15 protein-coding genes, 1 pseudogene and 1 riboswitch are annotated in these 20,058 nt (G+C 46.4%); of the genes and pseudogenes, 9 read left to right on the top strand and 7 right to left on the bottom strand.

Going from position 1 to position 20,058, the window contains the following annotated elements; genetic code table 11:
• Positions 1-8: 8 nt before the first annotated feature.
• Positions 9-1,235: pseudogene (locus tag ADA01nite_RS19030) on the top strand (methyl-accepting chemotaxis protein); the annotation flags it as partial.
• A gap of 362 nt (positions 1,236-1,597) precedes the next feature.
• On the opposite strand, the gene mtnD reads toward ADA01nite_RS19030, so the two are convergent.
• The 7 genes from mtnD to ADA01nite_RS18995 all read right to left on the bottom strand — a co-directional run bounded on the left by mtnD (position 1,598) and on the right by ADA01nite_RS18995 (position 12,539).
• Positions 1,598-2,134 (bottom strand): acireductone dioxygenase, encoded by a 537-nt coding sequence (gene mtnD / locus ADA01nite_RS19025; RefSeq protein ID WP_146812010.1) that lies wholly within the window; start codon positions 2,132-2,134, stop codon positions 1,598-1,600.
• Between the two features lie 44 nt (positions 2,135-2,178).
• Positions 2,179-2,886, bottom strand: coding sequence for a methylthioribulose 1-phosphate dehydratase (locus ADA01nite_RS19020; RefSeq protein ID WP_146812009.1), 708 nt, complete (start codon positions 2,884-2,886; stop codon positions 2,179-2,181).
• Entirely contained in the window at positions 2,883-3,563 is a 681-nt protein-coding gene (locus tag ADA01nite_RS19015; protein WP_146812008.1) for an MtnX-like HAD-IB family phosphatase, read from the bottom strand. Before ADA01nite_RS19015 ends, ADA01nite_RS19020 begins: the two co-directional genes overlap by 4 nt.
• Position 3,564: 1 nt before the next feature.
• Positions 3,565-4,758: a 2,3-diketo-5-methylthiopentyl-1-phosphate enolase gene (locus ADA01nite_RS19010; RefSeq protein WP_146812007.1), complete on the bottom strand. Its 1,194-nt coding sequence runs from the start codon at positions 4,756-4,758 to the stop codon at positions 3,565-3,567.
• An 84-nt stretch (positions 4,759-4,842) separates the two neighbouring features.
• A riboswitch (SAM riboswitch) is annotated at positions 4,843-4,967 on the bottom strand.
• A gap of 56 nt (positions 4,968-5,023) precedes the next feature.
• Complete coding sequence (locus tag ADA01nite_RS19005) at positions 5,024-6,091, bottom strand: FUSC family protein (protein WP_146812006.1); 1,068 nt, start codon at positions 6,089-6,091, stop codon at positions 5,024-5,026.
• Positions 6,092-6,252: 161 nt separating this feature from the next.
• Complete coding sequence (locus tag ADA01nite_RS19000) at positions 6,253-10,749, bottom strand: glutamate synthase-related protein (RefSeq protein WP_146812005.1); 4,497 nt, start codon at positions 10,747-10,749, stop codon at positions 6,253-6,255.
• Between the two features lie 494 nt (positions 10,750-11,243).
• On the bottom strand, positions 11,244-12,539 hold the full coding sequence (locus ADA01nite_RS18995) for a glutamate-1-semialdehyde 2,1-aminomutase (RefSeq protein ID WP_146812004.1): 1,296 nt from the start codon (positions 12,537-12,539) through the stop codon (positions 11,244-11,246).
• A 164-nt stretch (positions 12,540-12,703) separates the two neighbouring features.
• Here ADA01nite_RS18995 and ADA01nite_RS18990 point away from each other — a divergent pair, with 164 nt between their 5' ends.
• The 8 genes from ADA01nite_RS18990 (at position 12,704) to ADA01nite_RS18955 (ending at position 19,856) form a co-directional block, all read left to right on the top strand.
• Positions 12,704-13,711, top strand: a complete 1,008-nt coding sequence (locus ADA01nite_RS18990; RefSeq protein ID WP_146812003.1) for an ABC transporter ATP-binding protein — start codon at positions 12,704-12,706, stop codon at positions 13,709-13,711.
• Entirely contained in the window at positions 13,704-14,498 is a 795-nt protein-coding gene (locus tag ADA01nite_RS18985) for an ABC transporter permease (protein ID WP_146812002.1), read from the top strand. Before ADA01nite_RS18990 ends, ADA01nite_RS18985 begins: the two co-directional genes overlap by 8 nt.
• Before the next feature lie 307 nt (positions 14,499-14,805).
• Positions 14,806-15,936: an S-layer homology domain-containing protein gene (locus ADA01nite_RS18980; RefSeq protein ID WP_146812001.1), complete on the top strand. Its 1,131-nt coding sequence runs from the start codon at positions 14,806-14,808 to the stop codon at positions 15,934-15,936.
• A gap of 163 nt (positions 15,937-16,099) precedes the next feature.
• Complete coding sequence (locus tag ADA01nite_RS18975) at positions 16,100-16,885, top strand: ABC transporter permease (RefSeq protein ID WP_146812000.1); 786 nt, start codon at positions 16,100-16,102, stop codon at positions 16,883-16,885.
• Positions 16,886-16,973: 88 nt separating this feature from the next.
• Positions 16,974-17,444, top strand: a complete 471-nt coding sequence (gene bcp / locus ADA01nite_RS18970; protein WP_146811999.1) for a thioredoxin-dependent thiol peroxidase — start codon at positions 16,974-16,976, stop codon at positions 17,442-17,444.
• Between the two features lie 45 nt (positions 17,445-17,489).
• Positions 17,490-18,257: a class I SAM-dependent methyltransferase gene (locus ADA01nite_RS18965; protein ID WP_146811998.1), complete on the top strand. Its 768-nt coding sequence runs from the start codon at positions 17,490-17,492 to the stop codon at positions 18,255-18,257.
• Positions 18,258-18,290: 33 nt separating this feature from the next.
• Positions 18,291-19,244: a D-2-hydroxyacid dehydrogenase gene (locus ADA01nite_RS18960; protein ID WP_146811997.1), complete on the top strand. Its 954-nt coding sequence runs from the start codon at positions 18,291-18,293 to the stop codon at positions 19,242-19,244.
• A 48-nt stretch (positions 19,245-19,292) separates the two neighbouring features.
• Positions 19,293-19,856, top strand: a complete 564-nt coding sequence (locus ADA01nite_RS18955; protein ID WP_146811996.1) for a cob(I)yrinic acid a,c-diamide adenosyltransferase — start codon at positions 19,293-19,295, stop codon at positions 19,854-19,856.
• Positions 19,857-20,058 lie beyond the last annotated feature (202 nt).

The following is a 20,058-nucleotide window of genomic DNA, read 5'->3' as shown; positions in this document are numbered from 1 at the left end:
TAGATAAAATTATTCCTTTTTTTAATGAACTTCGGATAAGACGTTATAATGTAGGAAAGCTAATTGTGGCTTTCAATCAACTGCATTTCTTTTTGCAAATATCTTTATTTTCTAAAAAAACAATTTTGCCGTCAACCTATTTGCAATTAGCAGAAGTGTTACAGCGTGCTATCAATATCGAACATCAAGTATTAATTGAAGTATACACTGAAAAGATTATGGAACAAGTAGCTGAAGGAATTGCACGGTTGATGGATAAAAATTCTGAAATTATGCAAATTAAAGATTTAATTAGGAAACTCGATTTGCAAAATTCGGATACACAAACTGTAACGGCAGCAACAGAAGAGATGACAGCTTCAATTATAGAAGTTGCAAGTAATGCTACATCCGTAGCAGAAAAAACCGAAATGGCTGTATTGAAAGCGACAGAAGGAAAACAGGTAATTGAAAAGGCGCTTAACGATATTGTTCATACGGAAGAAGAATTCAAAAGTATTGTTGATAAATTTTCTTCTTTACAGAAGCATATTTCTTCTATCGTCAATGTCGTTGAAATTATTCGGGGTATTGCAGATCAAACCAATTTACTTGCACTCAACGCTTCTATTGAAGCAGCTAGAGCAGGTGAACATGGCCGCGGATTTGCCGTAGTGGCCGATGAGGTACGAAAACTTGCAGAAAGCACGGTTGATTCATTACATCAGGTTCATGTGAGTGCGGAAGATTTAAAAGTGTTTTCTTCAGATGTATCGAATACTATCGCGATAACTGCTGAATCTATAAAAAAAGGAGTAGATGAGGCAAAATTAGCTCTCCCTATTTTAACGGAAATTACGGAAGACATTCAGCGAATCAACGATGCAACCAGCAATACGGCAGCCATTTCCCAACAGCAAGCAGCTTCCATAGATGAAATCTCGCAACGTATGGTATCTATTAGCCAGCTTACAGAGGAGATTGGGGAGTTAGGAAAAGATACAGGGAAAACTGTGTACGAGCTTAGTAAAATGACAGAGTCGCTGCGAACAGAAGTATTCCGTAATAATATTAAGTTGTCTACCAGGGCATTGTTACAGTTAGCAAAGACAGACCATATTTTATGGAAATGGCGTATTTATAACATGATTCTTGGATATGAAATAGTACATCCGGAAGATGTGTCCTCCCATAAGGTTTGTCGATTGGGTAAATGGTATTTTGATGCTGCAACCCGCGAAAGAATTGGAGATCATAGCAGCTTTGAATTATTAGATATTCCACATCAACAGGTACATGAGCAGGCACGATTGGCTGCAGAATCATATAAGAATGGAGATATTCCTCAAGCTGAAAATCATTTGCGTTTACTTTCTAAAGCTTCTGAAGAAGTGTTATCATATATTGATGATTTGTTAAAGTCTTTAAAATAATTTATGAGAAACCCGTATTCGTTCGTGGAGTGAGGGAAGAGAAAGTGGAGAAGAGATAACAACGAATCAGCAGAAGGAAAAAGCAATCGCTTTTTCCCACTTTACAATTGCCCGTGCTTTTCTCCCTTTTTCTCTATTCCTCATACCACTATATAAATGTCGAAACTTCAAATTCGATTTATATATTAATTTGCCGCTGTTTCAGTTTCTTCGTAAATCGCTTCCCAGCCAGCCGGTGTGACGAAGATACGGATGCATTTGATTTTTCGGTCTTCGCACAGGGTGAACCAGTGGCGGGTGTATGCCGGCACGGAAATCAAATCGCCCGGCTCCATTACAACGTCGAAATAGCGTCCGTCATTGCCTTTCAATGTGAAAATACCGTGGCCGTCTACGCAGAAACGAACCTCGTCATCCGTATGGTGATGTTCTTCTTTAAATTTATCGAGCAGTGCTTCTAGATTCGGCGTTGCTTCTGAAAGTACCACAATGTCTTCTGTTTGATAGCCGCGGCGCGTGCTCAGGTCATCAATTTCAGCGCGGAATGCTTCGATAATTTGTTGTTTTTCTTCATCAGACAGTGTGTAATTTTCTTTTAATTTTTTATCCAGACGATCTACGCCCCATTTTTCGTAAATAACATCTTGTGTACTCAGAAATTCTTTGACTTCATTTCCTTTAACAATTTGTTTGTTTGTATCATGAAAAGTGATGTAAGCCATTTTATTTTCCCTCTCTTTCGAATCTTCTTTTTATAGTAATTGAATTATTGTCGCCCGGTTGCATGATAGGTTAGTGAATGTGTGTTTTGAATCGCTTGTTGTCCTGCAAGTGATCCAGCGAGATGGCGGACTTGTAGCCATTGCAGGTGATACGCGAACAGGAATTCAAATGCTTCCAAGTGACGTTTTGCTTCAAAATCACTGCCTCCCCAGGCATAAATGCCGTGGTTACGAATCAGTACACCCGGCACTCGTGGGTAGAGTGCGCGTTCCACCTCTTCTGCAAGACGGGAGATATCAGCATAGTTTTCGACGATTGGAATGCGAATTTCGGCGCCTTCTTCCCATATGCCAAGCCCTTTGATGAGTTCCTGATTGTGCAGTGTCACATATCCCTGATCGCCGTATAGTTCAGAGATGATATTATTAGGAATTGTATGAACATGGAATACGGCGCCTGTCTCCGGAATATTGCGATAGATAGCCGTGTGGATTTGAGTCTCCGCCGACGGTTTCAATGAGGTTGTCTCATACGGTTTGCTGTTTTCGTCCACGACCAGATAGTCGTGCGGCGTGCAGATTGTTTTATCTTTGCCGCTCGCCGTTACTGCCAAAAGCAACGGAGAGGAGCTAATCTTGATGGATAGGTTGCCGCTTGTGCCAGGGAACCAGTCCCTGGCCGCAAACGCCAATTTCACTTTATCCAATTGTTGAAAGACCTGTTGGCGTGTTTCGTGTGTGTATACGCTCATTGGGTTACCTCCGTTCGCGTAATAAAATCAGTCAGCGCTTCTATGCAGTCATGGAAATTCGAAAAAGGTTTATAGCCAATGCCAAGTTCTTCGCATTTTTCTTTTAAATAGTCGCGGGCAATAACCGCATCGGCGATTTTCGCCCCTTCAAGGTCGGTAATGCTGTCGCCGATAACGACTTTAAAATAGCGCTCGCTATCGTAGCGGCGAATGATGGTCGTTTTACACATTCCACAATCCACATCACAATGCTCGTCGCATGAATACGGGTAGATAATCTCAATGTTATCGCCGGAAAAGTCGCTTCGATTGCAGTAAATGGTATCGATTTTCTCTGTATAAGCCGCAAGAATCGGTTCAATGAAAAAGTCGATGCCGTTGCTTGTAATCAGCAGCCGGATGTTTTGCTTCTGGCAGTAATCGACGAAATCATCGAATCCATCGCGTATGCGGGCACGGTTCAATACGAAGTCGGTCACCTCCTGCCTGCGCGTGCTCGGTATAAGCTGAAACAAGTCGTACACACCGGCACGCAGACTGGTTTTCTTAGCGAAAATGTCGTCTACAATCGGCTTCCATTGTTCTTCCGAAACAAACTCGCGCATGATGTCGACAATGTTGTCCTTCTCAGTAATTGTCCCATCAAAATCACAAAAGATAACAATCTGTTTGTTCATGTTATGCGCTACCCCATTTCTCAAGCGCCAGAGCAAGCGGCTGGCTTGATTTTGCGCCTTCGGCAAGCGTTTGACCCTGCACAACCGCGTCGATGGCGGCACGGAAGGCACGGGCCCCGTCTGCCGTACCGTTTGGGTGGCCGTGTACGCCGCCGCCGGCATTAACGATTACATCCGTTCCGAAATCTTCATACAGTTTGGCAACCAGGCCCGGATGAATGCCTGCGGAAGGCACCGGGAAGGCGGATTTGTGTACACCGTTAGATGATCGTGCATGCTCGGCAATCGCGAGAGCTTCCGTACGGTCCAGAGCAACCGATCCGTACGGAGACGGATACAAAATTAGGTCCGCGCCCGCAAGACGCATCAGTTTACCAAGCAAGAGCGAAGAGGCGATACCGTATTCATCTGCGGCGTAGAAAGCTCCGGCCATCGCAGGATGTGCCATAAGCGGTACGCTAATGTCCGGATCTTCTGCCAGACGGTGCAAAATATCGAAACCGTACGGCAGTACATTCAGCAGCAGGCAGTTAGCTCCGCGTTCAATTGCATATTTTGCTTTATCCACCAATTGGTGCACCGGGCCGGTCAGGTTGGCTGCATATAGCACAGGGCGCCCGGCCGTTTCGATGATTCGATTATAGGCGGCCAATCGTTCGGCCAGCGGTGCTTTATCGTCCACAAAGAAGATTTCATCGTCTTTTACCAGGTCGACCCCGCCTTCTATTTGTGCCGCGAACTGTGTTTCCAATTCGCCGAGCGGAAGGCCTAAGCAGGATTTGAAAATACTCATCAATAGCGGACGGTCATGGACGTCCACCAATTCTCTGATGCCCGCGATCCCGAATTTCGGTCCGGGGAACCGGGCCAGCAGGGAAGGAGGAAAGTCGATGTCCACCAGCTTGATTTTTCCGTCCATGGATAACTTGCCGAACACTGTAGTCAGCAGAGCCGGAATATCGGGAGTAATATTTCCCGTCGGATATTGAATGGCGATGATACCCTGCTGGAGGCCATCTTTTTCTTCTGTAATCGTTACGCTGCCGACTGTGCCCAGGTAAGGAGCCAGCACTTCCTGACGGGCGAGCGGCAGGTCGGTCCAACTGCCGACAGTCATGCCTACTGCGATGGCTTCGGCTTTTTTATATAAATCTTTCGCTTCGGTTAGATAACTGACAGTAATATATTCGCTCATTGTCTCTTCATCCTTTCCGGAAAAACAAAAACGCTCTCTTTCTGAAAGAAAGAGAGCGGTACGTTCAAAGCTTCGAACTTCACGGTCTTATCTTTCAGAATGAATGATCCATTCTGCAGGAATTAGCACCTTGCTCGCCGTCTTTAAAAAGACACAAGCAGGTTGCCGGGCTTCATAGGGCCAGTCCCTCAGCCTTCTCGTGATAAGAAAGATGAAATTGTCTGTGTTTAATAATAGTTTGAAATTGTTAATATGTCAATAGATTTTATTCTTCTTCTCCCTGGTGATTATGGAATGTGTGCACAAGTTTGCTTAATCTCTCAAGCTGGTTGGCGTATTCAAGAATTTCTGCCACTACAGGGAATAAATGGCGCCATTGTCCGTCATCTTTTGGATCAGGCGTATCTTTCACTTCAGGGTACAGCGTCATGAAGCTGTGCAGCAGTTGGTTGTTTTCCCGGAGTATTTCGTCCGGAAGATGCCAGTCTTCCCGCGGTTTTAAAATGCCGTCATATGTCAACAAAATATTTTTATGATATTCCGTCAAAGCCTCCAACTGACTTTGGATGAGCGGAAAAAGGTGATGTCCCGGTTGGAAAGAAGAATAAATATGGCGCTCGAATGTGCGCAGCATATCCATTTCCTTATGAAGTACCGTCATCATCTGCTTAAAAATGACCCGCTTTTTTTGGCCGGAGTATGTGAACTTGCGCAGCTTGGTGACTTCTTCTGTGTACAAATCGTACAGCTGGTCCATCGTTTTGAAATTGGATTTGATTTTATCCTTTTCTTCCCGGAATACTTTTTCTTCCATCTGATTATGGATAAGTGTTCGCATCAGTATGGAGAATTTCTCCCCTGTTTCCGAGATTTCTTTAAATAATCTCCGCTCGTAATGAGGAGGGATAAACAGAGCGTTAACCACCGCTGCTGAAAAGACCCCTATAACCGTGAGCAAGAAACGATTCCCTGCAAAGTAAAGATAACTGCCTTCCGTCGTCTCCATTACGGCAATAACAGTTACTACGCTAAGCACAAGACTGCTTTCCAGCTTAAGGCGCAGATTGATGATGATGACGAGCATCACGACGATGCCCACCACAAGCGGTTCCGCACCCAGAAAGTATGTTGCCGTTATACCCAGAATAGCACCAATAAGATTGGCTTCCATCTGTTCCTTCAGGCTTTTCAACGTACGATATACGGTTGGTTCAATACTTAGCGTAGCTGCAATAGCCGCAATAACAGGAGGCTTTAAATCAAACCATCGACAGACAAGCAGCGCCAGAATAAGGGCGATTCCTGTCTTTAAAATACGTGCTCCGACGCGCATAATTCCTCCAAACAGTAGCTTTGCTAATAATGTATATTACCACGGTTCCTAAAAAAAGCAACAAAAAAAGAGCAGCCGCCCCTGGGAGAAGGACGGCTGCCGTATAGGTGGTAATCACACTGCATAATTGGGAGCTGCAGGTGAAAATTATACGCGAAAAATTATTCGGTAGCGATAGACGGATCGGCCTGTTCTTTCATCGGTGACAGCATAATGAAGTGCTGTTCGACGTTATCCAACAGTTTCTGGATTTGGGCTGCTTTCTCCTGTTGGCCGCTTGCTTCCAGCTCGTCAATGTATTCGCCGAGCAGGTAGGCGAGGTCTTCTTTGCCTTTAGCATTCAGCGAGTCGAGTGTGACTTTAGCCGCTTTTGCAATGCGGCGCTCGATTGCAGCTTTATCAAGTCCCATCTCCGGCTGAAGACGCAGATACACCGTACCGCCGGTCATACCGGAACAAATCCATGGACCCGGGTCACCCAGCACAACGGCACGCCCGTTTGTCATATACTCGAAGGCAAAGCCCTTGATATTGGCCCGTGCACCGATACCGCCCAGTTCATCGTTAATCGGCTCTTGCAGTTCACCACCGATGACGACATCAGCCCCTGACAGGCGGATGCAGGCACGGGCGTCCGCATTTCCTTGTACAATATACAGACCTTTTTGGGCGCCATAGCAGAAGCTCTTGCCCACAGAACCGTTAATAAATTGGCGATGTGCATTCATCGATTTCATGATAGCTATACGGCCGCCGAAGCCGGTCTTACCGACACCGTCCTGTGCGCCGCCATATACACGAATCGATACGCCTTCCGCATTGAAAGCGGCAAGCCCGTTCCCCGGCACGCTCCCGTTCTTGAAGGTAAGAGATACCTCCGGCAGATTTACGTAGCTGCCGTCCAGATACGGTTTCACACGGGCGCCGGAGTAGCGGCTGCCCAGTACACGCTGGTCGCTTAGAACATTAGTAAATGTTTCGTTAATCGGCGCATGTGGAGAAGCATAACTGTCTTGTGCTTCATATCCTTCGGCACCTACAGCGACCAGGACTTTTGATTCGACACGTGCCGGATCACTCAGCGGGAACGGGGCGCTTGCGAGCAGAGCCGTCAAATCCATTTGTTCTTTTCCGCGTTCCTGTACAAGCAGGTCTGCGCGGCCTACCATGTCCTGTGTACGCTCGAATCCAAGCTCGGCAGTAATGCGTTGTACCTCCTGGCCAATTTGAGTAAAGAGGCGTTTTAAGTTATCTACTGCTACATCAAATACACGAGGTACGAAGCGGCGCAAGCCATGTTCTTTGGCTTCTTCGACAGACTCGATTTGCGTTGCAATACCTACGTGGCAAGTATCAAGATGGCAGCCGCGGCATGTCGTACAGCCGACTGCCAGCATGGCGAGCGTACCGAATCCGATGCGGTTGGCGCCGAGCAGTATCATTTTGACCACGTCATGGCCACCTTTAATTCCGCCGTCAGCCCATAATTCTACCTTATCACGGAGTCCGGCTTCGATAAGCGCCGTGTGCGCTGCCTTTACACCGATTTCTACCGGAAGGCCGACATGCTGCAGCGCATGGACACGCGCGGCACCCGTACCGCCGTCGAAACCGCTCAATGTGATGAAATCCGCGCCTGCTTTGGCAATACCGACCGCGATAGTGCCGATATTCGGTACAACAGGCACTTTGACACACACTTTTGCTTCGCTGTTCGCGGTTTTTAATTCGGTAATAATCTGCGCCAGATCCTCAATCGAATAGATATCATGGTTGTTTGACGGGGAAATCAAGTCAGACCCGAGCGTTGCGTTCCGTGCCGCTGCAACTTTCGCTGTTACTTTTTTGCCCGGCAGATGTCCGCCTTCACCCGGTTTCGCACCCTGCCCGATTTTAATCTCAAGCAGGTTGGACGAGTTCGCCAGCTCTACATTTACTCCGAAGCGTCCGGAAGCAACTTGCTGTCCGCGGGTTCTCGGGTACTTGCCGAGCATGTCTTTAATCTCGCCGCCTTCACCGTTAAAGCTAATCATGTTCAACTGGTCTGCCGCTTCGGCATAAGCGCGGAATGCAACTTCATTCTGCGAACCGAACGACATAGACGAAATCATAAAGGGCAGGCTGTGTTCGCCGATAGAGACGTCCACTTGCTCCGGCGCTACCTTTTTGTTTGCTTTCGACACATTAAACTCCGTTAGATGACGGATGGATAGCGGATTTTGTCGTTCTTGCTCCAACAACTTCTCCGCAAAATCGGCGTACGGCAGACTTCCTGAGGCCACTTCACCGATAGACTTCCAGACACGCGGCCACAGATGGAAGATTTTTGCCGGGCGTGCTTTCTCATCATTCGCTTCTTCATAACGTTTCTTGCTGTCCGCTTCCAGTTCGGCGAACGAGGTACCGGCTTTATCACTGCCGCAGAAATTAACGATATCAAGCACATCAGCCACTTCATCACGAAGACCGATGGAAGAGAAGAGGCGTGCATAGCCGCGAAGTTCATGAATACCAATGGTGGAAATCACTTTTTCCAGCCCTTTATTCAATGCGTTAAAGAGATTTTCGACGGAAGCCGCTCCTTCCTTCGAGAAAACGGTCGCAAACAGCAGGTACGGCGCTACCGCATCTGCGCCCAGTCCGAGCGCTACTGCTAAATCGTGCAAGTTGCGAATGGAACCGGAGCGGATAATAAGGCTTGCCTGACGGCGCAAGTTATCGTTGCCTCTTGATCCCGCTTTTTTCAATGCGCGATCGACCTTGGAGATTACCAGATGCGGATCGATCCAGTATTGGTTCTCCTGATGAGCCATGCTGTCGTCGAACAGCAGAATACGTGCCCCGTTCTTCACCGCCTCTACCGTGCTTTGTGCAATGCGATCCAGCGCTTGCGGCATCGTCTCTCCATCTGTAAAGTATACCGGCAGAATGTGTGCCTCTGTCCCGAAATGCTCCATTAATTGTTCAAGTGAAACGGTATTAAGCTTATCGGCCAGTTCTTGCAGGCTTTTTCCTTCAACCAGCAAAGGGGAAGGAAGCTCAAGCGCTTTGGTCAGGTTACCTGACTGCGGGAAGAGTCCAGGGCGTCCGCCCAACACGACGCGAGTAGAGAAGTGCTCCATTTCACGCTCACGGTCGATCGCCGGATTGGTAACGACTGCAACGCTTTCTTTAATGAAATCGGCGATATTTTGCCGCACATCCGCAAGGGCAGCCAGAGGCGCGTCATGCCCAAGGGAACGAATCGGTTCCGCGCCATTGGTGGACATCTGCTCTGCCAATTGGATGTGTTCACGCTCCCATCCGTAAGCGGCATATTGTTGGTTGGTTACCGTTTTGATATCATCATGAGGTGCTTTGGCAGCCAAAGGAGTTTCCGTAAAATGAAGCTGGCTGCGGAAACCGGTGAAATCAGCGCGTTTGCTGGAACGTTCCAGCACGATATTTTGCAGCTCATGATGAGGAATAATTGTAACTGGTTGGCCCGGATTGAGCTGTACGCCCACTTTTTCGCCCGGCGCGAGCGCTTTCGGCTCGTTAACCATTTCGTATACCGGGATAACCCCCTGCTCGGAAGAGAAATACAATGATGTCTCGCTTTCTACCATCCATACTGGACGCAAGCCCAGCGCGTCTACGCTAAATACGCACTCGTTGGCGTAACGGGAGACAATTCCGGCCGGGCCCTGTGCATAATGGCCCCATGTTTGACGGTAGTATACGTATAAATCCTGCAGTTCAGGTCGCAGGTTCTTCATCTCGTTAATAATCGGCGGGAAAACCATTTCTAGCGCTTCAAACAGGGACATATCATAACGGTGAATAAGTGTCTCGATGGTACGGTTCATATTCTGCGAATCGCTGCCCCCGTCTACCAGATCAACGTTAAGCATATCGCCTTCATCTTCCAATTTACGTATCGTATTAATTTCCCCGTTATGTCCAAGAATCGTAAACGGCTGTACGCGGAAGAAGTTGGACAGCGTGTTAGTGGAATAACGGTTATGCCCTATCGTTACGGACGAAGCGAATTCCGGCTCCTGGATGTCCAAGAAGTATTCCGGAAGAATGTTGGCTGCGCCCATGACTTTATAAGAAGCCGAATGATTGCTCAGGGAAGCGACATGAACATTATGCTTTTTCTCGATTGCAATCAACAATTCAAATAACGCTTTTTCGATAACGGCTGGTCCTTCATATTTACAAGCGAGCTGCCAGAATACAGGCTCGTCGGCGCGACCATTCTTGCCGAGCACTTCGCTGTTTACGGCGTTTCTCTGCTCCAATTCAATGGAAAGACCTTCCTGTTTGAACATGCCGCGGATATCTTCCATTACACTCTCAACATTATGGCCCTTATTCGGAATAAAAATATGGGCCACAGCGAAAGAAGGGGAGTATGCCAGTTCAGCCGCTTTTCCGGCATCTGCGAGCTTTTTAGCCCAAAGTTCCCGGGGGATGTCGCTCAGAATGCCGCAACCGTCACCTTCGCCGTCGATGAAACCGGAACGATGTTCCATCTTTACAAGACCGTCGATAATTTTGGAGATATTATCGCGATGAGGTTTTCCGTTCTTCTCTATGATAGCGATAATGCCACAGCTATCGTGCTCTTCTGCCAGGTGATTGCGGAAATTACCGAAATCTGCTCTCTTCATCGTTTCGGTCAGCTAAACTGACCTTCACCTCCTAATAAACAATAGTCTCTCACACGAAAAGTAAAGACCGTTTTTCTTTGTATAGGTCGGTCTCCAGAAAAAACGAACGTTATACATTCGTTTATAAAACAGTTCGATAAGAAAAACAAAACAGAACTGTCAAAAAAGTAAGTATAGAATATCATGAAATGTTACTTTCTACAATATCAATTTGATTAATTATTCAAATGAAAACGCTTTTATTTATGAAACCTTAACAATTAGAATAATTTAGAATATAAATAACAATAGTTAAAAAGCGAACAATAATGTTTTATTGTATTTAAATATTCGGATGATAATACGCATTTTCCATTAATGATCAAAATTATCCTTCGATTTTCCTTAGATGTCATATTATGTGACAAAAACGTTGGGATTTAATAATATTTGCCTATACAAAAAGGGCGCAATTAACAATTGCACCCTTGATGAGAAAATTCATTGCATATTTATTATTTTTTTTGTATTTTAATAAATGCCTTCTTTGCGGCTTCAACTGTATAAATGATATCGTCTTCCGTATGGGATGTTGTAATGAACCACGCCTCATACTTAGAGGGAGCGAGGCAGATGCCTTCTTCAAGAATGGCGCGGAAGAACCGGGCGAACATGTCGCCGTCGGCTGTATTGGCATCATCATAATTTTTCACAGGCTTATCTGTAAAATACATAGCCAGCGCACCGACTACCCGGTTGATGGTTACAGGGACGCCCGCTTCGTCGGCTGCTTGCTTAAGACCCTCGCCCAGCATTTTGCCCAGACGATGCATTTCTTCATAGACGCCAGGCTGTTCAAGTACTTCCAGGCAAGCGATGCCAGCCTGCATCGACAGTGGATTTCCGGCATGCGTACCCGCCTGGTAAGCCGGTCCGAGTGGCGCCACTTTTTCCATGATTTCTTTCCGCCCGCCATATGCACCGATCGGAAGGCCGCCTCCGATGATTTTGCCAAGAGCCGTCAAGTCCGGTTCAATACCTAACAGGTTTTGCGCTCCGCCGTACATAAAGCGGAATCCGGTAATCACTTCATCGTAGATAACAAGTGCTCCGACTTCGTGAGTGATACGATTCACCTCTTCCAGGAAACCTTCTTCCGGTGCTACGATGCCGAAGTTGCCGACAATCGGTTCCACTAGTACGCCGGCCACTTGCTCGCCCCATTTTTCCATCGCCTGGGCAAATGCATCGATATCGTTGTACGGTACGGTAATGACTTCATCCGCGATGGACTGCGGAATACCTGCGCTATCCGGTATGCCAAGCGTGGAAGGCCCGGAACCAGCGGCAACTAGCACAAGATCGGAATGGCCGTGATAGCAGCCTGCAAACTTCATAATTTTATTGCGCCCCGTATAGGCACGTGCTACACGAATGGTTGTCATCACTGCTTCTGTACCGGAATTGTTGAACCGAATTTTCTCCATGGAAGGAATAGCCTCGCGGATTTTACGGGCGAAGACGGTTTCCCATGGTGTTGGGGTACCGTATAATACGCCATTTTTTGCTGCGGAGATAATCGCTTCCGTAATATGAGGATGCGCATGACCGGTGATAATCGGGCCGTATGCGGCCAGATAGTCTATGTACTTATTGCCGTCGACATCCCAGAAGTACGCGCCTTCCGCTCTCGCCATAGTGACAGGCGCGCCGCCGCCTACCGCTTTAAAAGCGCGGGAAGGACTATTGACGCCTCCGACGATGACATCGAGCGCCTCATGATATAATTCTTCAGAACGTGTGAAATCCAAGATTTATTCCTCCTAATGATAGTATCCATATTTAAAGATACGTTATATAGATGAAAGTTGGAAGGAGAAGAAGCTGGATATAAACAAAATTAACCCGTTTGACTTTAATGCCATGAACAAAAACGGTATGATAGCTGATGGAGCAAAAACGGAGGGAAGGTACAATGCTGAGAATTGAAGCGAAAGGACTTACAAAAGTGTTTAAATCATATAACAGCCGTCCGGGGCTTGCAGGGGCATTCCGCGATTTATTCAACCGCCAGTACCGCACCATGCGGGCCGTCGACGGAATTGACCTGGAAATCGCCCCCGGCGAGATTGTGGGCTATATCGGAGAGAACGGAGCGGGTAAGTCGACCACCATCAAAATGCTGACCGGAATTTTGATGCCGACGTCCGGTTATCTGCGTGTAAACGGCATGGATCCGCATCGGGAGCGGGAGAAGTTCGTGCGGACAATCGGTGTGGTGTTCGGCCAGCGCAGTCAACTCTGGTGGGATATCGCCGTGCAGGAATCGTTTACCCTGCTGAAGAAAGTATACCGGCTCACGGATGAGGAATATAAACGTCATATGGGGCATGTCATTGAAGTACTGGAAATCGAAGAGCTTCTAACCAAGCCGGTGCGGAAGCTTAGCCTCGGTCAGCGCATGCGTTGCGAACTGGCGGCTGCACTTATTCATAACCCACCGCTGTTGTTTTTGGACGAGCCGACGATCGGTTTGGATGTACTGGTCAAATTGAAAATTCGTGACTTCCTCAAGGAAATCAACCGGACATACGGAACAACGATTTTATTGACGACTCATGATTTATCGGACATCGAGGCGCTTTCGTCGCGGGTCGTCATGCTTGATAGCGGAAAAATCATCTATGACGGCGGATTAAATGAACTTCGCACGACATGGGGCAGCGAGAAAAGGGTCATGATTGAATTTACAGAGCCGGCTGAAGTAGAGGAGCTGGAACGCCTGACAGACACGCTGCCGGTGACATGGCAAAAAGAGAACGCGGTCCGTTTTCGTGCGTTGTTCGGCGAAGAAGATGTCGCTGTTTCCGATTTGCTGTCCCGCATTATCTCCCGTTATGAGGTGAAAGACATCTCCATTGAAGCGGTAAGTACGGAAGAGATTGTGCGCAATATCTATCAAGAGGGGATTGTCAATGTTTAGCATGTACGCGGAAATTATCCGCATTCGTTTTCTAACCATGCTTGCATACCGCGTGAATTATTATAGCGGCATTATCGTTTACAGCATTAACATTGGGGCGTACTACTTCTTGTGGAACGCGATTTACGGCGGCCAGCCAAGCATGGGAGGCTTAACCTCGCAGCAGATGGTTACATATGTGGCGATTAGCTGGATGGCCCGCGCGTTTTACTTCAATAATATTGACCGGGAAATGGCGTTGGATATTAAAGAAGGAAAAGTAGCCATCGAGATGATTCGTCCTTATAGCTACCTAACCGTTAAACTTATGCAAGGGTTCGGTGAAGGGCTGTTCCGTCTGCTGTTTTTTTCCGTGCCGGGCATGCTGCTTGTCAGTTTTATTTTTCCGATTCAGTATCCTGACAGTGCAGCGACATGGAGCTGGTATTTGTTTAGTCTGCTGATGAGCTTCGTAATTAATACGCAAATTAACCTGATTACCGGGCTATTGACGTTTTTCTTCTATAATAACGAAGGAATTATGAGAGCCAAACGCGTAATTGTCGATTTATTTTCGGGGCTGATTTTGCCGATTAGCTTTTATCCGGAGTGGGCGCAAGAGATTTTGAAATATCTTCCGTTCCAGGCGATTAGCTATTTACCCGGTATGATTTTCACCGGCGCAATGAAAGGCGAGGAGATTTATTCGGCGTTGCTGGTACAGTCTACATGGGTTATCCTGTTGCTTCTTCCTGCGTGGATGATGTGGCGGTACGCCCGCAAAAGTATAGTCATTCAAGGTGGTTGATGCGGAACATGTCCGACATAGGCTTCCTTTATCGATAAAGGAGGCCTTTTTCTTTATAGGTTTTTTCTTTTAAAAATTTGTGGTTAAAAGCGACTAGGATAAGGTAAAAAATGGGATTTAACACTCAAATATGACTATAGTTACAAGGCCTGTTATTACTTTAAAATAATGGTTAAGGTATAAAATCTAGCTTACTATAATTGCAACTCTTTCTAACTATATGTATGAGCAGGAGATAAGAATTTATATCTATCATAATTATAAAAATACAATAGAAGAACTGTGAGGAAAGGGATGGAATTTTTACGTGAAACAATATACCTTCGTAAGTAAAATTATGCTGGCTTTGACGCTGGGTGCTTTAAGTGTTTTTCCAAAACAGGTATGGGCGGCTGAGACCGCCGGAGAAGCAAAAGAAATAAGTAACGTAAACAGTTACCTGCCGAGAGACATTGAGCATCATTGGGCAGGGGATAAAGTGTATGATTTAATCCATGCCGAAATTGTGAAGGGATATGTGGAAGGGGACAGAGCGGTTATAATTAAACCGGACAAAAAGATTACGCGTGCTGAATTCGTTTCTCTGCTTGTCAGCGCGCTTGGTTTGAAGCAGGACCAGGAGCAGGAACCGCGCGCCTTTTCCGACATCGAGCCGAATCAATGGTATTCTAAGCCGGTCAATATTGCCAGTTCACTCGGTATTGTAAAAGGGGTAACGGAGACAACATTCGGACCGAATCGCAATATTACACGCGGAGAGATTGCTGCATTTATTACGCGCGCGTTTGCTTATACGATAGCATTTGATGAAGCGAACACAAAACCGTTCAAAGATGTCGGATGGTCGTACTGGGCCAAACGGGAAGTGGCAAAAGCCAGCTCGGTGAAGATTATTAGCGGGTATCCGAATGGAACTTTTAAGCCATTCGAATACGCAACGCGTGCCGAAGCAATGGTGATGCTATCCAATGCGCTGTATTTAGAGGAGAATGCGGTACCGTCGGATAAAACCTTGCTTGAAGCCGTAAAAACAGGCGAGGAAGAGGAAGGGCGGGCGTTGCAGGCGCTTGATTTGACGCGATTAAAAGAAATCAGCGACAGCCGCTATATAGGATACCATAAAGCGACCCGTGAACTGACCTCTGCCGTACTTCGCAAGTTTAAAGAAGCAGGATACAATGTGGAAGTTACCCGTGAAGGTACATTAAACGCCAAAGTCATCGGTAAATGGAACCGGATTGCCGTCGTGGAAGTGGACGGGGTAAAATATCATCTCAAAGCGAGCAAAGAAGGCGAAGAAAGTTTGGAGAACACGCAGACAATTAAAGGCGTTGTTATGCTGAAAAAAAATCCAGCGACCGGAGGATGGAACGTTTATACATCGGATATTCCGTTTTTGTTTACGGAAGAAATGCTTTCCGTACTTGGAATCCAATAACAGTGAGAAGCAGGGCGCCAATAAGACAGATTTTCTATGGCTTGAATTAGCATAAGCGAGTATTTCCCACGGAAATCTCTTTCGCATATTGACTTGCCGGGCGTAAAGCATACCATTAAGATGGATAGGTGTTCATGCGGTGCACGGGGCAAGGAGGGATTTTGTGTTTTATCTTTCGCTTTTTTGGGATTATCTTAAACAATATTTTAAAATGCGGTTTGCTTATCGTCTGGATTTTATAAACGGAATTGTCTCGGATTTTATATTTCAGGTTACGAATCTGGTGTTTATTCTGGTTGTCTTTCAGCATACGACGCTGCTGAAAGGATGGACCCGTGATGAGATTATCTTTATTTATGGTTTTTTTCTTGTGCCATATGCGGTGTTTTCTACCTTCTTCAATCTATGGGAATTCCAGGAGAAATATATTATCAAAGGAGAGATGGACCGAATATTAACCCGACCGGCACACAATCTTTTTCAGGTAATGCTAGAGACGATGGATCCTCAATCACTGGTGGGTGCGGTGACCGGCATCGTAATTATGATATATGCCGGGCTGCATATGGGAATTGATATCTCATGGTATGATCCTTTGGTATTTATTTTGCTAGTTGTCTCCGGTGCCCTGGTATATGGCGGCGTCTATACAGCCATTGCGGCCATCGGCTTTTTCTCCGACTCGAAGACGGGAATTTCGCCAATGATTTGGAATATACAGAGCTACGGGCGTTATCCGGTTAATATTTATAATAAGGTTATCCGTTTTCTGCTGACATGGATCTTACCGTTTGCGTTTGTGGGAGTTTATCCGGCGGCGTATTTCTTGGAACGGGAAGAGTATTATTCTTATACGCTGCTAACGCCTGTGATCGGTGTTGTATTTTTCGTGATGGGTGTCATGATATGGAATTACGGGGTTAAACATTATCGGGGGGCAGGTTCCTAATGACAGGAGCATGTCCTTCCTTTGTTTTATCAGGCAAAAGTTGATAAGATGAAGGGGAATAAATTCTACGGGAATGGAGGAATACATAATGGCAAACGCAGTGGTTGGACAAGAGGCCCCGGATTTTACACTTCCGGCAAGCAATGGGAAAAATGTGTCTCTGCATGATTTCCGAGGCAAAAATGTAGTGCTGTATTTTTATCCGAAAGATAACACGCCGGGCTGCACGAAGGAATCGTGCGATTTTCGCGATAAAGCAGAAGAATTTACCGCCAAAGATACGGTAATTTTAGGTGTGAGTACAGATAGTTTGACGTCTCATGATAAGTTTATTAAAAAGTACAATCTGCCGTTTCTGCTGCTGAGTGATACGGAAGCCGAAGTGTCCAAGTTGTATGATGTATATAAACTAAAAAAGAATTTTGGCAAGGAATACATGGGAATTGAGCGCTCGACGTTTATCATCGATAAAGAAGGTCGCCTGAGGAAAGAGTATCGCAAGGTGAAAGTGGATGGACACGTAGACGAAGCGCTGCAGTATATCTCGGAGAATCTGTAATTCAGAAAGAGGCAGGAGCCTGGACGAAAGGGTGAGGGACAGCGTATGGGCGTCGCTCATTATGATTGGACAGAATACTATGACATCGTTTCCAATGGATTGGAAGGCGATATAGCGTTCTATACGGAATTGGCGCTTCAATCAGGAGGAGCGGTATTGGATTTGGCGTGCGGTACCGGCCGGATGTCCATTCCGCTGGCGCTCAAGGGAGTGGAGGTTGTTGGTGTCGATTCCTCTGAGAAAATGCTTGAGAAAGCGCGTGCTAAGGCAGAAATGGCGTGTGTAAGCGATAAATTGCAATTTATGCATGGCGATATGCGTACATTTGAATTGAATCGTACATTTCCGTTGGTGATAATTCCGTATCGGTCTTTTTTGCATCTTCTTTCGGTTAAAGATCAGATGGCTGCGCTGCGTCAAGTGCGAAAGCATCTTACGGACGACGGCTTGCTTGGGTTGAATGTGTTTGTTCCGACAATTAAGCATCTATATGAACAGGATGAAAAAAGTTCGACGCGCGGAATTTACACGATTCCAGGGAGCGATGATCGGTTGGTGGTCTGGGACTATACACGCTATGATCATTTTCAGCAAATCGCCGAGATTATCCGGCAGTATGAACGTACGGACCGGGATGGCGTCGTTGTACAACGCGTGGTAACTCCGTTTCACATTCGATACATTTTTCCGGCGGAGATGCATCATTTGTTGCGCTTGGCAGGATTCAGTGTCGTAGGGCGTTACGGTGATTTTGCTAAAGGAGCATTTGGACCGGAAAGTTCTGAGTTGATTTTGGTTGCCAAAAAGCGGTAGGCCTGTTTCTGGGGAGAGGAAGTGATAAAAGAAATGAAGATTATATCCACGGCTAAAATGAGTGGGCGTCATCAAGAGAAATTGGTAACGTCATATCCTCACCATCAGTTTCACTTTTATGCTTCGATGAAAGAAGCGCAAGCTGATGTAATGGATGCAGATATATTGGTTACATACGGGGAAGATTTGACACCGGAGAATATTCCGGAAATGCAAAAACTAAAATGGATTCAAGTGCTAAGTGCAGGAGTGGACATGATGCCTCTGTCGCTATTAGCTGATCGCGGCATACTGGTAACGAATGCGAGCGGAATTCATAAAATCCCTATGGCTGAATATACGTTTGGCGTCATGCTGCAGGTGGCACGCAAAATGAATGAACTGTATGAGAAGCAGCGCAATAGCGAATGGGATCGCAGTATTCGGGTGGAAGAACTGTACGGTAAGACTCTGGGGATCATCGGAGTAGGAGCGATCGGTGAGGAAATTGCGCGCCGTGCTCAGGTGTTTGGCATGAAGGTGCTGGGCGTGAGCAGGAGCGGGACATTAAAATCAGGGTGTGATGAGATGTATGCGCAGAAGGACTTGCTCACTGTTCTTCCGCGTTGCGACTATATCGTGGTCATCGTGCCTCTGACGGAAGAAACCCGCAACCTTATCGGACGTACCGAGTTGGAAGCCATGAAGGAAAGTGCTGTGCTGATCAATATTGCCAGAGGGGCGGTCCTTGATGAAGAAGCATTGGTTACACATCTTCAAGAAGGGAAGCTGAAAATGGCAGTCCTTGATGTATTCTCGGAAGAACCTCTGCCGAAATCATCTCCGTTTTGGCAGTTGGAAAATTGCCTGGTGACACCTCATATGTCGGGACGTTCGCCTTTTTATATGGAGCGTGCATTAGAGATTTTTCATCATAACCTTACTGCATATGATAAAGAGGCGGAGTCGGACATGATGAATGTCATTGATTGTCGTCGAGGATATTAAGGTAAGAGGGACATTAATAAAAAGGAAAGATGGCGGGAGGGAACAGGTATGAAAATTTATACAAAGTCGGGAGATAAGGGAGAGACTAGTCTGGTCTACGGTATGCGCGTTCCTAAGTATGATCCGCGCGTTGAGGCATATGGAACCTGTGATGAAGCTAATTCGGCGATTGGGCTTGCGCTTTCCCATATGCCTGAAGGGAATGAATGGCAGGAGTTTTTCTCTGTATTTCATATTGTGCAGACGAAACTATTTCATATAGGTGCCGAACTGGCCACGCCTGCTGGCAAAGAAGTAGGGTGGAAAATTGAAGAGGCAGATGTAGAGTATCTGGAGAAGATGATTGACAAGTGGGATGCAGAGCTTCCGGCATTAACGAATTTTGTTCTTCCCGGCGGATGTCCGGCAGGAGCGGGCTTGCATTTTGCACGAACGGTTGTGCGCCGGGCGGAACGCAAAGCGATTTCCGTCGGTGAACAGCTGGAAGTTAATCCTGTCGTTATTCGCTACCTAAACCGTCTATCCGACTTTTTGTTTGTCGCAGCCCGCTATGTGAATCAGAAGATGGGCAAACCCGAACCGACCTTGCATCAAAATGAAAAGAAACAGTAAGAAGGTGCGATACTAATCCGTGTAACATGTAAAGGTGTAAAAGGGGAGAGGGCCGGAGGTACTTCTCCTTTTTTGTATTGAATTTATTGTTTGGGTATGATAACATATTACATGCTCATACGCTAAATAGTTAATTTGTGCATATAGGATACAAAAGGAAATAAAAAAAGTTCTTGCACTGTTGGTGAGTATGTGATATATT

This window comes from Aneurinibacillus danicus, assembly GCF_007991215.1.
Classification (GTDB): Bacteria; Bacillota; Bacilli; order Aneurinibacillales; family Aneurinibacillaceae; genus Aneurinibacillus; species Aneurinibacillus danicus.
This window is presented reverse-complemented; position numbering and strand designations above follow the sequence as displayed.